We start from the raw sequence: 14,303 nt of genomic DNA, 5'->3' as shown, positions 1-14,303 counted from the left end.
ATTCGGTTTTGTCCCACGACGGAGCGCTACAGCGCCCGTCCGGTTTGATTCGAGAAGGAATGTGTTATGACCCAGAAATTCGACGTGGTAGTGATTGGCGCAGGCCCTGGCGGCTACGTAGCTGCCATCAAGGCTGCGCAACTTGGCCTCAAGACTGCCTGCATCGAGAAGTATCAGGACAAGGAGGGCAAGCTGGCCCTGGGCGGTACCTGCCTGAACGTTGGTTGCATTCCCTCCAAGGCGCTGCTGGACAGCTCCTGGAAGTTCCATGAAGCCGAATCCGGCTTCGCCATCCATGGCATCAATCACGCTGGCGTGACCATGGACGTGCCGGCGATGGTCGGTCGCAAGGCCAACATCGTCAAAGGCCTGACCTCCGGTGTCGCCACCCTGTTCAAAGCCAACGGCGTGACCACCCTGCAAGGCCACGGCAAGCTGCTGGCCGGCAAAAAGGTCGAAGTCACCGGTGTCGACGGCACGGTTGAAGTGATCGAAGCCGACAACGTGATCCTGGCTTCCGGTTCGCGTCCGATCGACATTCAATCGGCACCAGTCGACCAGAACGTCATCGTCGACTCCACCGGTGCCCTGGAATTCCAGAGCGTGCCAAAGCGCCTGGGGGTGATCGGCGCTGGCGTCATTGGCCTGGAGCTGGGTTCGGTCTGGTCGCGGCTGGGTTCTCAGGTCACTGTGCTTGAAGCCCTGGAAACCTTCCTGGTCGCCGCCGATGCCGCGGTTTCCAAGGAAGCCTACAAGACGCTGACCAAGCAAGGTCTGGACATCAAGCTGGGCGCTCGCGTCACCGGCTCGAAGGTCAACGGCGAAGAAGTCGTGGTTTCCTACACCGACGCCAGTGGCGAACAGACCATCACCTTCGACAAGCTGATCGTCGCCGTCGGTCGCCGTCCGGTGACCACCGAACTGCTGGCCACCGACAGCGGCGTCAACATCGACGAGCGCGGTTTCATCTTCGTCGACGACTACTGCGCCACCAGCGTACCGGGCGTCTACGCCATCGGTGACGTAGTCCGCGGCATGATGCTGGCCCACAAGGCCTCGGAAGAGGGCATCATGGTCGTCGAGCGCATCAAGGGTCACAAGACCCAGATGAACTACGACCTGATCCCATCGGTCATCTACACTCATCCGGAAATCGCTTGGGTCGGCAAGACCGAGCAGTCCTTGAAGGCTGAAGGCGTTGAAGTTAACGTGGGCACCTTCCCGTTCGCCGCCAGCGGCCGTGCCATGGCTGCCAACGATACCGGCGGTTTCGTCAAAGTCATCGCCGACGCCAAGACTGACCGCGTATTGGGTGTTCACGTCATTGGCCCGAGCGCTGCAGAATTGGTTCAGCAGGGCGCAATCGGTATGGAATTCGGCACCAGCGCCGAAGACCTGGGGATGATGGTGTTCTCGCACCCGACCCTGTCCGAAGCCCTGCACGAAGCGGCCTTGGCCGTGAATGGCGGTGCCATCCACGTTGCCAACCGCAAAAAGCGTTAAACAATAAGAAACCACGACGCGCTGCCCGTCGTGAGCCCTGCCTGCAGGGCCCACCGCGGAATGTTCGTCGGACTCGACCTCGCAAGGTCTTGATTCGGGCCAGGTCCACGCGCCGGCGGCCCGGGTAAAGTGCTTGCGAGCAGCAGTCACAGGTGGTGCGGCACTTTTACAGTGCAGCGCCGAACGCGCAGTACCTAACGAAGACGGTAATAAGCATGAATCTTCACGAGTATCAGGGTAAGCAGCTGTTCGCTGAGTACGGCCTGCCAGTATCGACAGGTTACGCAGTAGACACCCCCGAAGCAGCGGCAGAAGCCTGCGACAAGATCGGTGGCACCGAATGGGTCGTCAAGGCCCAGGTCCACGCCGGTGGTCGCGGTAAAGCGGGCGGCGTCAAGCTGGTTCGCAGCAAGGAAGACGCCAAGGCGTTCGCACAGCAGTGGTTGGGCAAGCGTCTGGTCACTTACCAGACTGACGCCAACGGTCAACCAGTCACCAAGATCCTGGTCGAATCCTGCACCGACATCGCCAAAGAGCTGTACCTGGGCGCCGTTGTAGACCGTTCGAGCCGCCGTATCGTGTTCATGGCTTCCACCGAAGGTGGCGTGGACATCGAGAAGATCGCTCACGACACTCCTGAAAAGATTCTCAAGGCCACTATCGATCCACTGGTTGGCGCTCAGCCATTCCAGGGTCGCGACCTGGCGTTCCAACTGGGTCTGGAAGGCAAGCAAGTCGCCCAGTTCGCCAAGATCTTCGTCGGTCTGGCCAAACTGTTCCAGGACCACGATCTGGCCCTGCTGGAAGTCAACCCGCTGGTGATCAAGGCCGACGGCGATCTGCACTGCCTGGACGCCAAGATCAACATCGACGCCAACGCCATGTATCGTCAGCCTAAACTCAAGGGCTTCCACGATCCATCGCAGGACGACCCGCGCGAAGCCCACGCTGCCAAGTTCGAACTGAACTACGTTGCCCTTGAAGGCAACATCGGCTGCATGGTCAACGGTGCCGGCCTGGCCATGGGTACCATGGACATCGTCAACCTGCATGGCGGCAAGCCAGCCAACTTCCTCGACGTCGGTGGCGGCGCTACCAAGGAGCGCGTGACCGAAGCGTTCAAGATCATTCTGTCCGACAGCAATGTCGCGGCCGTACTGGTCAACATCTTCGGCGGCATCGTTCGTTGCGACATGATTGCTGAAGGCATCATCGGCGCGGTGAAGGAAGTTGGCGTGAAAATCCCGGTCGTTGTCCGTCTTGAAGGCAACAACGCTGACCTGGGCGCTAAAGTACTGGCAGAAAGCGGTCTGAACATCATCGCTGCTACCAGCCTGACCGACGCTGCTCAACAAGTCGTCAAAGCTGCGGAGGGCAAGTAATGAGCGTCCTGATCAATAAAGACACAAAAGTCATCTGCCAGGGCTTCACCGGCTCGCAGGGTACTTTCCACTCCGAACAAGCCATCGCCTACGGCACCCAGATGGTCGGCGGCGTGACCCCAGGCAAGGGCGGCACCACGCACCTGAACCTGCCGGTGTTCAACACCGTTCGCGAAGCTGTGGAGCAGACTGGCGCGACCGCCAGCGTGATCTACGTACCCGCTCCGTTCTGCAAGGATTCCATCCTTGAAGCGGCATTTGGCGGTATCAAGCTGATCATCGCCATCACCGAAGGCATTCCTACCCTGGACATGCTGGACGCGAAAGTGAAGTGCGACGAGCTGGGCGTTACCCTGATCGGCCCTAACTGCCCAGGTGTCATCACCCCGGGCGAGTGCAAGATCGGCATCATGCCAGGCCACATTCATTTGCCAGGCAAGGTCGGGATCGTCTCCCGTTCCGGCACCCTGACCTATGAAGCCGTGAAGCAGACCACTGACGCCGGTTTCGGTCAGTCCACCTGCGTCGGCATCGGCGGTGACCCGATCCCGGGCTCCAACTTCATCGACATCCTGAAGCTGTTCCAGGAAGACCCGAAGACCGAAGCGATCGTCATGATCGGCGAGATCGGCGGTTCGGCTGAAGAAGAAGCGGCTGCCTACATCAAGGCTCACGTGACCAAGCCAGTGGTTTCCTACATCGCCGGCGTGACTGCTCCTCCGGGCAAGCGCATGGGCCATGCTGGCGCCATCATCTCCGGCGGCAAAGGCACTGCAGACGAGAAATTCGCTGCACTGCAAGACGCTGGCGTGAAGACTGTGCGTTCGTTGGCTGACATCGGCAAGGCCTTGGCCGAGCTGACTGGCTGGGAAATCAAGAAGGCTTAAGGCTGGATTGATAGCCCTGTACACAAAGGCCACCTTCGGGTGGCCTTTGTTTTTTCGGGGGCAAGCCCCCTCGCTACAGGGGTTTGTGTAGCGAGGGGGTTGGCCCCGAAATTTCATAAATGCGACATAAAAGCGCATGCTTCCTGCATTCCGATCAATAACGGTGCAATTTCCGCGCGTTTTCTGTAGCCTCCCCGCCAAATTCCGTCCGTATCCACAAGACGCCGTCGGAGCCCAAGGGCTCGCCACCATCTTCGGTGGGCCGCTATTTCCCTCTTATCCGCCGGGGAAATCACCCTCTCAATTCCGATTCAGCAGTGTGGTTCCTAATGAAAGTGTTGAAAGGCCAGGACATCCTGGCACTGGGTTTCATGACCTTCGCCTTGTTCGTGGGCGCCGGTAACATCATCTTCCCGCCGATGGTCGGCTTGCAGGCCGGTCCACACGTATGGATGGCAGCGCTAGGCTTCCTGATCACGGCTGTCGGCCTGCCGGTCATCACGGTCGTGGCGCTGGCCAAGGTCGGTGGCGGCATGGACGCCCTCAGCAGCCCGATTGGCAAGATCGCCGGCGGCATCCTCGCCGCTGTCTGCTACCTGGCGGTGGGCCCGTTGTTCGCGACGCCGCGCACCGCCACGGTGTCGTTCGAAGTCGGCATGGCGCCGCTCACCGGCGACGGCCCGTTGCCGCTGTTCCTCTACAGCCTGGTGTATTTCATCCTGGTGTTCTTTATCTCGCTGTATCCCGGCAAGCTGCTGGACACGGTAGGGCGCTTCTTGGCACCGCTGAAGATCATCGCCCTGGCGGCCCTGGGCATCGCTGCGTTCGCGCTGCCGGCCGGCCCTATTGGCGATGCAGTGCCCGAGTATGCCTCTGCGCCGTTTTCGCAAGGCTTCATCAACGGTTACCTGACCATGGATACCCTGGGTGCGCTGGTGTTCGGCATCGTTATCGTCAACGCCATTCGCTCGCGCGGCGTGGAGTCCCCCCAGCTGATCACGCGCTACGCGATCATCGCTGGCCTGATTGCCGGCCTGGGCCTGGCGCTGGTGTATTTCAGCCTGTTCCGCCTGGGTTCGGGCAGTCACGCCATCGCCGCGGGGGCCGGCAATGGTGCGGCGGTGCTGCACGCCTATGTGCAGCACACCTTCGGCTCGATCGGCAGCGTGTTCCTGGCGGTGCTGATTTCGCTGGCATGCCTGGTCACTGCGGTAGGCTTGACCTGCGCCTGTGCCGAGTACTTCAGCCAGGCACTGCGGTTGCCTTATAAAGTTCTGGTGTTGGCCCTGGCCTTGTTCTCGCTTCTGGTGTCGAACCTGGGCCTGACCAATCTGATCCACTTCTCGATTCCGGTGCTGACGGCCATTTACCCGCCGTGCATCGCTCTCGTGGCGTTGAGCTTCTGCAGCGGTTTCTGGCATTCACAGGGACGCATCGTGGCGCCGGTGATGCTGGTGGCGTTGCTGTTCGGTATGGTCGATGCCATCAAGGGCACAGGGTTTGCCGGCTACCTGCCGGATGTGCTGGCCCATCTGCCCTTGAGTGATCAAGGCCTGGCCTGGCTGGTGCCGTCGGTACTGGCGCTGCTGGCGGCGGTGATCTGCGATCGCTTGCTGGGCAAGCCGGAGGCTGCGTTGGCGTAAGCGGGACCGGAGCTTTCGAAAGCTTTCTGATTTTTAGGAGTTTTACCCATCGGCAGCGCTTGGGGAGGCTGGCAGACTTCGCGCCCGCGAATCAGCTTCCCCGAGATTTGAATGAATCCCCCCTCAAGCGCTTTGACGCCCAATACCGAGTGTTCGCCGAGCCAGGCACTGCTCGCCTGTGTCTCATGGATTTGTCAGCATGCGCGCCGCCCTGTTTCCGAAGCGGTGTTGTCGGCCGGCTTGCCGGTGGTGGATGGCTTCTCGCCCCAATGCGCGCTTAAAGCGCTGCGCCGCCTGGATTTCGAAGCTGGCCTGCTTGCCCATTCTCTCGACTCACTGCCCGAGGTGCTGCTACCGATCATTCTGTTGCTCAAGGACCAGGGCGGCGCCATTCTGCTGTGCCGTGTGTCCCGAGCAGGCGAGGCGCGAGGCTACCGGGTGATTTTTCCGGCATCGAGCCTGACGCCTGTGGATGTCAGTCATGAGCAGTTGTACGCCCTCTATGGCGGTTATGTTATCGCCGCCCAACTCCCGCCTGAAGCCTGTCACCCCGCAGAGGCCGATCTGCCCGCGCACAAAAGCCAGTGGCTGACCGATACGCTCTGGCGTTTGCGTGGGCTGTATGCGAGCGCCGCCTGGGGCGCCTTGCTGATCAATGTGCTGGCGTTGGCGAGTATTTTTTTCACCATGAACGTCTATGATCGCGTCGTGCCAAACCAGGCCTACGTGACCTTGTGGTCGTTGGTGATCGGGGTGCTGCTGGCAATGATTCTCGAGTCGAGCGCGCGTCTGGCCCGCGCGCATCTGCTGGATACGGCCGGGCGCAAGGCGGACCTGCTGTTGGGGAGCTCGCTGTTCGAGCAGGCTCTAGCCATCCGGATGGAGCACCGGCCGGCGAGCTCCGGAGCCTTTGCCAACCAACTGCGCGAGTTCGAGTCGGTCCGCGACTTCGCTACCTCGGCCACGCTGACAGCAGTCTCGGACTTGCCCTTCGCGCTGCTGTTCATCGCGGTGATCTTCGTCGTAGGAGGGCCGCTCGGCTGGGTGCCGCTTACCGCTGTGGGGCTGATCCTGGCAATCAGCCTGGTGGTGCAGTGGCCGCTGGCAAAGGTGCTGCGGGAAAGTCTGCAACTGGCGGCGCTCAAGCAAGGGGTGCTGATCGAGTCGATCGAAGGCCTTGAAACGCTCAAGTCCGTGGCCGGCGAAGGCGTCATGCAACATCGCTGGCAAGCGGCTAGCGCACAAGCGGCACAGAGCGCGCTGCGGGTGCGGAAGATATCCACCTGGGCCACCACGGCCGTCAGCTTTCTTCAGCAGGTGCAGACGGTGGCGATCATCACCTGGGGCGTATACCTCATTGACGATGCAACCCTCAGTCTGGGCGCGTTGATCGCCAGCGTGATGCTGTGCAGCCGGGCCACGGCGCCCTTGGTGCAGGTCGCCAGCCTGGCCGTCAGGTTTCAACAGGCGCGGGCGGCAATGCAATCCTTAAACGCGCTGATGGCGTTGCCCACTGATCGTGAGGCGCCGTCGCACTGCCTGCATGAGCTTCAGTTGACTGGCCAACTCACACTGCGCGATGTTGGCTTCAGCTATCCGGCTACGCCTCTGCAGCCGTGCCCGATCACGCTGAGCAATATCAATCTGACTATCCAGCCAGGCGAGCGCGTGGCGATTGTCGGTGCGGTAGGCAGTGGCAAGTCGACTTTGCTTCGGCTGTTGGCGCGTCTATATCAGCCCACCAGCGGTCAGATACTCAGCGATGGCCTGGATGTATCCCAGATCGAGCTGGCAGATTGGCGCCGCTTCACCGGATTTGTCGCTCAGGATGCCAGGCTGTTTCAGGGCACACTGAAGGACAACCTGACGATCGGCTGCCCCACCGCGAGCACCGCCGAGCTACTGCGTGTGTTGCGCCTCACCGGGCTCGATAAAATGGCCGCTCGTCACCCGCTGGGCCTTCAGCTGCCAGTAGGAGAGGCCGGGGTGGCGTTGTCCGGGGGGCAGCGACAATTGGTGGCGCTCGCCAGAACATTGCTCGCACAGCCGGGCCTGTTGCTGCTCGATGAGCCGACCAGCGCCATGGACAGCCAGACCGAAACCGCTTTTCTGCAGCGGCTGCACACCAGTGTCGAACGGCGCACGTTGATCCTGGTGACCCACCGCCCGGCAGTACTGGCGCTGGTGCAGCGCATTATCGTGATCGAAGATGGCAAGGTCGTCGCCGATGGCGCCAAGGCGAGGATTCTCGCCTGGTTGGCCGACCGGGAAAAAGCCGGGGCCATACGATGAGCGTGCCAGTGAGTGAAACCAAGCCAGTGCTGGCAGCGGATGAGATGCGCTTCGTTACCGACCTGCAAGCGGCGATGCTCGACGATGCCACGCCTCGCTCTCGCCTGATGCTGATGGTCTTTGGCGTGGTGCTGGCAATCGCTGTTGCATGGGCGTGGCTGGCGCAGGTCGAAGAAATCACCCGGGCAGAAGCGGTGGTGATTTCGTCGAGTCGCGAGCAGGTCATCAAGAGCCTGGATGGCGGCGTCGTGCAGCGCCTGCATGTGCGTGAAGGCGATGTGGTCGAGCGCGGCCAGTTGCTGGTCAATATCGATGCGACTCGCGCCGAGGCGAGTTATCGAGAAACCCTCATGCAGGAGCGTGTTCTGCACGCGAGCGTGTTGCGCTTGCGCAGCGAGGCGTACGGGATGGATCTGGACCTGCATGCCGTGATCGCCCACAGTCCCGAGCTTGCCGCTGAGCAGCGCGCGGCCTATGACGCGCGGCGCCAGGCATTGCAAGACAGCCTCAAGACCCTGCAGCGCAGCCTGACCTTGGCGCAGCGAGAAATCGAGCTGACCGCGCCCTTGGTTGCCAGGGGGTTGATGTCGCAGGTCGAGTTGTTGCGGATGCGCCGCCAGGAAAACGAACTCAACGCTCAGATCGTCGAGCGCAGAGACCGCTATCGTCATGAAGCTGCCACTGAACTGGCGACGCTCGAACGCGAATGGCTGCAGGTTCGGGAAAGTCTGCCAGGCCGGGCCGATCTGCGCGACCGCACCTCCATTACCGCGCCGTTGCGCGGCACGGTGAAAAATATTCGGGTCCATACCCTTGGTGCGGTTGTGCAGCCAGGCGAAGCAATTCTCGAGATCGTGCCGCTGGACGAGCAGTTGCTGTTGGAGGGGCGGATAAAGCCGGCGGACATCGCGTTCCTGCGTCCGGGGCTGCCGACCATGGCCAAGATCAGCGCTTACGATTTCAATATCTACGGCGGGTTGCCCGGTGTCGTCCAGCACATCAGCGCCGATGCCCTCGAAGACGAGACCAGCAAGGCCACCGGACAGGGGCCTGCCACCTATTATCGGGTGCATGTGCTGACCACCACCGCGCAATTGCAATCGCCGGGGGGGCCACTGCCGATAGTGCCGGGGATGATCGCCACGATCGATATCCGCACCGGGCAGAAAAGCCTGCTCGACTACCTGCTCAAGCCGGTACTCAAAGCGCGCGAAGCGTTCAGGGAGCGGTGAGCGGCATGATTGGAACTGCAACGAGACGATTACCGCGGTGGTCTTTACCGTGGCTACTGGCTGCACTGATGGCATTCACCAGTGCGGGCGCCCTGGGCAACGCGCCGTCGACCTCGGAATCAAACGCATCAAGGCTGGCTTTCAAGGCGTCGGTGCTGCAAGCCATCGCCTTCAGTGCACAACTGCGTGGCGCCCATGCACAGGTTGAAGCCGCCACGAGCGAACTGGAAGTGGTGAAAAGCCAGCAGTGGCCGCAACTGCAACTGCGCGGACAGTCCCGGGCCAAGGAGCTAGGGGGCGGCCTGGCACCCTTGGAGGGTGCAGAGAAATCCCTGAGCGTCGATGTAGTGACGACTCTTTTCGACTGGGGGCGTGTGGCATACGCCATCGAGGGGCAACGAGAGGGGGTCGAGATTGCGCGCGCGCAGGCGAGCATCGCACTGCAGGATCTGGCCTACGAGGTCGTCGCGACCCAGCTTGAACTTGGTCGCCAGCAAGCCTTGGTGCGTTTGGGTGAACAGTATCGGCAGTCGATGCGTGAGCGCGTCACTTTGCTCGAATCGGTGGTGGCCGTCGATGGGGGGCGTGCCAGTGAGTTGTTACAGGCTGGCGCCAGGTTGATGCAGGCCGAGGAATGGCTGGACAGTGCCCTGGTTCGTCTCGAAGAGTCGGCCCTGACGCTGCAGCGCCTGACTGGTCAGCAACAGGCCGTGCTGCCTGCCCAGGCATCGATGGCCATTCGCGCAGTTCCGGTCCAGCTGCTGTTGGACCGAGTCGAAGACCACCCGCAGGTGCAAGCGGCGCTTGCGCAAGCCCGCAGCGAAACCGCCCGTGGCCGATCCATCGAGGCCGCAGCGATGCCCCGTCTGGATTGGGAGATCGGCAAGTCTACCTATGAAAATCAGCGCGGGCTGCAACAGCCTTGGCACACGCGCCTCACGCTCAGCTGGACGGCCTTCGATGGCGGTGCCAGCAAGGCCGCGCGTAGCACAGCGCTGTCTCGCTCCTTGGCGGCGCAGGAGGGGGCGCAGGAAGTGCGTCGACAATTGCTGCATAAGGTTCATCTGGCCAATAGCAAGACGCTGGCCTCGATCCAGCGCCAGCAGCGCTATCGGCAGTTAGGCGAGCAGTCGGCGCAGATCAAGCAGGCATTCTTCGAGCAGTGGTATCACTTGGGTCAGCGGACGTTGCTGGATGTACTGGGGGCTGACAGCGAGCATTTCGGCCATCTTTCGAGCGAGGTGAGCAGTCGTTTCGATGGCTACGCTGCGGTCATCCAAGGGCTCCACGGCGCAGGAGCGTTGTTGCCTTGGCTGAACGAGGCGCTGGAGGACTCAGGAGAGGGAGCGCGGTTACCTGTGTTGTAAGCAGCTGTTTTCACAGGCAAGGCCCGACCGCTCTGGGCGAGCGGCGGGCTCTTCAGTCGTCAGACGGTGTGAATGTCCTCCGGACGCAGGATCGACTCGATGTTGATCGAAGCCGTGTAATGAGCCTCTGAGCTGACCAGGTCAGCATCGCCCGCCCGCTCCATCGAGGCTTGCAGGTTTTGCCATTGTGCCTCGTCCGGCTCGGCATCGGCTGGGATGGCGTTGGTGAAGAGTTCGTCTGCACCGTCGACCAGTACGGGTTCGGCAGCGGCGGTTTCGGGGGCGGCCTGGGCCAGCGGCGCGCTTGGGTCGAGGACGATGATCTCGAACGGCTCGCTGGTCAGTCCATCAGCCACCACCGTAATGGTGTGGGTCCCATAGGGCAGCCAGGCGGTGTAGGCCCATTGACCGGCGTCACTGGCTAGCATGGTGAATTGCAGGACCCCATCGACAAAAAACTGCACCACGGCGCCTGGCGCTGCGGACCCGGCCACCAAGGGGGTGCGGTCGTCGGTGCTCATGCCGTTTTCGATCTGGCCCTGATCCGTACCTTCGTTGTCGTACACATACTCGATGGTCGGGCGCGAAGGCTCCGGCTCTGGCCCCGGCACTGGCTCGGTGCCGTCTGGCGTGACGATGACAACGAAGTCTTCGCTGCGACCGCCCATGGTTCCCACGCTCAGCGTGTGCTGGCCAGGGCCGAGCGTCGGGGTGTAGCTCCATGCGCCGTTGGCGTCGGCCATGATATGGGCGACTGGCTGGCCGTCGACGTATATCGTGACCAGCGCATTGCCATTTGCGGTGCCGCTCAGGGTCGGGGTGGTGTCGTCGGTCGATCCGCCATTGGCCACGGAGCCGGTTTCACCGACATCGTCATGAACATCGGTGATCGCTGGGCGAACAGGCGCCTGGACATTGATTTCGAAGGGTTCGCTCGGGCGGCCGTCGGTTTCGACGATCAAACGATTCAAGCCGTTGGCAAGATTGGCGGTGAAGCCCCACTCACCACGCTCGTTCGCCTGTACACGACCGATCTCCACGCCGTTGGCGTAGATGACGACCCAGGCGTTGGGGGTGGTGATGCCGATCAGACGCGGAGTTGCGTCGTCAGTGGTGCCGCCATTGGCAACGAAACCGGACTGGTTGAAATCGTCGTAGACGCTGGTGATCCGCGCCGGACCGGGGCCTGGGGTTGGCTCGGGAATAGGCTCCGGCAGGGGCACAGGCTCAAGTTCGGGTTCAGGCAGCGGTATTGGCTCAGCCTCGGGCCCAGGTAATGGTACAGGCGTTGGTTCTGGCTCAGGCTCTGGTTCAGGCAGTGGTACGGGCTCGGGCTCGGGCTCCGGAAGGGGTATTGGCTCTGGCGTCGGTTCAGGCAGGGGGATAGGCTCTGGCGTGGGCGTAGGTGCCTGCACATTGATGACGTAGGGCTCGCTCGATTCGCCGTGGGTCATGACTATCAGCTCGTTGCGACCATTACCCAATTCGATCGCGATCGCCCAAAAGCCGTTGGCATCGGCGCGGACGGTACCTACGAGTACGCCATTGGCATAGATTTTCACTTCGCTATCGCGTACGGCAGTGCCCATCAAGACGGGAGAACTGTCGTCCGTGGTGCCACCGTTGCCGATATATTCGCCATTAGTCTGGTCGTCCATGGCCTGGGTAATCTTTGGCCGGGTGGGTGAAGGCGCCGACCCTGCCTGAATATCCAGGATAAACGGCTCGCTCATTTGCCCGTGTGCCATTACCGTGAGGTTATGCATGCCATTGCTCAGCGGCGGCTGGGGAGTGAAGCTCCAGTTGCCGTCGGCGTCAGCCGTCGTCATGCCGATAAGGCGTCCATTTGAATAAATGTACACCGGCGAATTGGCCGGCGCCTGGCCGCTCATGCGCGGGGACGCGTCATCGGTTCGCGCGCCGCTTTGCAATGGACCGCGATCCGGGCCTTGTTGGTCGAGCAACTCGGTAAAGTAAGCGGGCGTGGTGGGTATCTGCATCAATCACTACTCTGCAAGGGGGGCATCCTGCCCCAGAAGTCGGCGGCCGGTCCCTGTCGGCCGGACCTGTAATTGTTGTAGTTCCGGCTCTTCCACACACTCAGACTAGTCCTATATATTCATGCCCCGGCGTCTTGGCTTTTCGATCAGCGCACGCTTGGGGGATCTGCTGGCGGCGCTGGCCTTCGATCATGTACGACTTATCAGGAAGAGGGGGGAAGCATGACGAAGGCCATCGGCGGTTATTTTGAACTGGAGGTCGGCAACGGAACTTCGCTGTACCCTGGCGCATTGGCCTATAACAGCGCCAGATTCGCCTTCGAAGCGCTGCTGCGCCAGCGTCGGCCACGCCGTGTTCATCTGCCCGATTACACCTGTTCGACCATGCACGAGGCTGCTCTGCGCTCGGGTGTCGAAGTGGTGCGCTATGCAGTCGATGAACGATTGCAGCCTTTGGCCCTGCCGACTTTGGCGCAGGACGAATGCCTGCAATACGTCAACTACTTTGGCCTCAAGGATGCCTATATTCGCGAATCGCTGCTGCCTGCCTTGGGTGGCAAGCTGATCCTGGATTATGCTCAGGCGTTGTTCAGCGATGCACCTGAAGGAGTGGCGACGCTCTATTCGCCGCGCAAGTTCGTCGGCGTGCCGGACGGCGGCTGGCTGCTCAACGCGGCGCAACTGCCGCAACTGCCGCCGGGCAGCGCAGAAGGGCGCATGCGCGCGCTGGCGGGGCGCTTGAATGGCGAGCCGGAGCCGTTCTACGCCACGTTCATCGAGGTCGAGACCACGATCCGGGACGAGGGTATTCAAGGCATGTCGGTGGCGACCCGGCGGCTCCTCGATGGTTTGGACTATGTGGCTATCGTGCAGCGCCGCCAGGGCAATTTCGCCAACCTGCGCACGCGGCTTCACGCCATCAACGGGTTCAAGGGCTTCGATGGAGTGCTGTCGCCCATGGTCTATCCGTTGCTGCTCGACAACCCCGAGTTGGCCAGTCATGTGCGCAGCGCGTTGCAAAGCCAGCGCATCTACGTGGCTACTTATTGGCGCGAGCTGCTTGCAGACCCCGCCCTTGGCACGGCGGCGCGGCGATGGACCGAATGCATGCTGCCGCTTCCCATTGACCAGCGCTACGATGATGGCGATATGGAACGAGTGGCCAGCGCCGTTCTCCAAGCTCTAGGACGCACATGAAAGGGCCCGGGTCGTCCGCATGGCCCATGGCGTCCACCAAGGAGCGTTACCCATGAGTATTCCATTCTGGTGTGTGTTCATCAGTGCGCTGTTGATTTTCGTGGCGCGGGTGCCAGTAACGCGGGAGATGAAGGCACAGGGTTACGACAACCACAACCCAAGGGCGCAGCAGGCGAAGTTGAGCGGGCTGGGCGCACGCGCGGTGGCGGCGCATCAAAACTGCTGGGAGGCGTTCACGTTGTTCGCGGTGGCGGTGCTGATGGCGCACACCACGCAGACTCAGGGATGGCTTATCGATCTGCTGGCGATCGTCTTCGTGATTACCCGGGTTCTGTATCTGCTGTTGTATTGGAATGACAAATCCAGCCAGCGCAGCCTGGTGTGGCTAGTCGGCTTGATCTGTACCTTCCTGATCATGATCAGCCCGGTGTATCGGCAAATAGTCATGGCGACGATCTAGATTTGTCTCGACCTGTGGGAGCGGGCTGTGCCTCTCCCACAGTGCGCGTGATGTTATGGCTTGGTGGCCGGTACCGGCTGGGTTTCCGGAGCCTTCTGCATCATGGCGCCGTTCTGCTCCTTGGCGGCTTCCTGGGCAGACTGGTTGCTGTCTTTAGCCGCTTCAGCGTTTTCCTTCGCGGCGTCATTCATCTTGCTTTGCGCCTGGTCCATTTTTTCCTGGGCCTGTTCGGCGTGTTGCTGGGCATCTTGCGCCTTGTCTTCGGATTTCTTGTCGCAGGCGGCGAGGGTGAGGGCGGCAGATAGCATCAAAGTGAATGCCAGAGATTTACGCATGGGGT

11 protein-coding genes are annotated in these 14,303 nt (G+C 61.6%); 9 read left to right on the top strand and 2 right to left on the bottom strand.

Going from position 1 to position 14,303, the window contains the following annotated elements; genetic code table 11:
* Nucleotides 1–66: 66 nt before the first annotated feature.
* From lpdA to AC3WJP_RS04060, 7 genes are all read left to right on the top strand, one after another.
* The gene (lpdA, locus tag AC3WJP_RS04090; RefSeq protein WP_493719940.1) at nucleotides 67–1,503 is read left to right on the top strand and encodes a dihydrolipoyl dehydrogenase; all 1,437 of its coding nucleotides are present in this window, start codon (nucleotides 67–69) and stop codon (nucleotides 1,501–1,503) included.
* A gap of 215 nt (nucleotides 1,504–1,718) precedes the next feature.
* Entirely contained in the window at nucleotides 1,719–2,885 is a 1,167-nt protein-coding gene (gene sucC / locus AC3WJP_RS04085; protein WP_493719939.1) for an ADP-forming succinate--CoA ligase subunit beta, read from the top strand.
* Nucleotides 2,885–3,772 (top strand): succinate--CoA ligase subunit alpha, encoded by an 888-nt coding sequence (gene sucD / locus AC3WJP_RS04080; protein WP_493719938.1) that lies wholly within the window; start codon nucleotides 2,885–2,887, stop codon nucleotides 3,770–3,772. The genes sucC and sucD overlap by 1 nt, the downstream gene beginning before the upstream one ends.
* 329 nt (nucleotides 3,773–4,101) lie before the next feature.
* Nucleotides 4,102–5,415, top strand: coding sequence for a branched-chain amino acid transport system II carrier protein (gene brnQ, locus AC3WJP_RS04075; RefSeq protein ID WP_493719937.1), 1,314 nt, complete (start codon nucleotides 4,102–4,104; stop codon nucleotides 5,413–5,415).
* 111 nt (nucleotides 5,416–5,526) lie between these two features.
* Nucleotides 5,527–7,707, top strand: a complete 2,181-nt coding sequence (locus AC3WJP_RS04070) for a type I secretion system permease/ATPase (RefSeq protein ID WP_493719936.1) — start codon at nucleotides 5,527–5,529, stop codon at nucleotides 7,705–7,707.
* Nucleotides 7,704–8,939, top strand: coding sequence for a beta-barrel domain-containing protein (locus tag AC3WJP_RS04065; RefSeq protein ID WP_493719935.1), 1,236 nt, complete (start codon nucleotides 7,704–7,706; stop codon nucleotides 8,937–8,939). Before AC3WJP_RS04070 ends, AC3WJP_RS04065 begins: the two co-directional genes overlap by 4 nt.
* 68 nt (nucleotides 8,940–9,007) lie before the next feature.
* Complete coding sequence (locus AC3WJP_RS04060; RefSeq protein WP_493719934.1) at nucleotides 9,008–10,306, top strand: TolC family protein; 1,299 nt, start codon at nucleotides 9,008–9,010, stop codon at nucleotides 10,304–10,306.
* A gap of 59 nt (nucleotides 10,307–10,365) precedes the next feature.
* Here AC3WJP_RS04060 and AC3WJP_RS04055 read toward each other — a convergent pair whose 3' ends face one another.
* Nucleotides 10,366–12,306, bottom strand: coding sequence for an Ig-like domain-containing protein (locus AC3WJP_RS04055; protein WP_493719933.1), 1,941 nt, complete (start codon nucleotides 12,304–12,306; stop codon nucleotides 10,366–10,368).
* A gap of 222 nt (nucleotides 12,307–12,528) precedes the next feature.
* On the opposite strand from AC3WJP_RS04055, the gene AC3WJP_RS04050 reads away from it, so the two are divergent.
* Both AC3WJP_RS04050 and AC3WJP_RS04045 read left to right on the top strand, forming a co-directional pair.
* Entirely contained in the window at nucleotides 12,529–13,503 is a 975-nt protein-coding gene (locus tag AC3WJP_RS04050) for a hypothetical protein (protein WP_493719932.1), read from the top strand.
* A gap of 52 nt (nucleotides 13,504–13,555) precedes the next feature.
* On the top strand, nucleotides 13,556–13,963 hold the full coding sequence (locus tag AC3WJP_RS04045) for an MAPEG family protein (RefSeq protein ID WP_493719931.1): 408 nt from the start codon (nucleotides 13,556–13,558) through the stop codon (nucleotides 13,961–13,963).
* A gap of 53 nt (nucleotides 13,964–14,016) precedes the next feature.
* Here the strand turns inward: AC3WJP_RS04045 and AC3WJP_RS04040 are convergent, their stop codons facing one another.
* On the bottom strand, nucleotides 14,017–14,298 hold the full coding sequence (locus AC3WJP_RS04040; protein ID WP_493719930.1) for a hypothetical protein: 282 nt from the start codon (nucleotides 14,296–14,298) through the stop codon (nucleotides 14,017–14,019).
* Nucleotides 14,299–14,303: the final 5 nt, after the last annotated feature.

Source organism: Pseudomonas sp. GW821-FHT01A09, from assembly GCF_058986725.1.
This window is presented reverse-complemented; position numbering and strand designations above follow the sequence as displayed.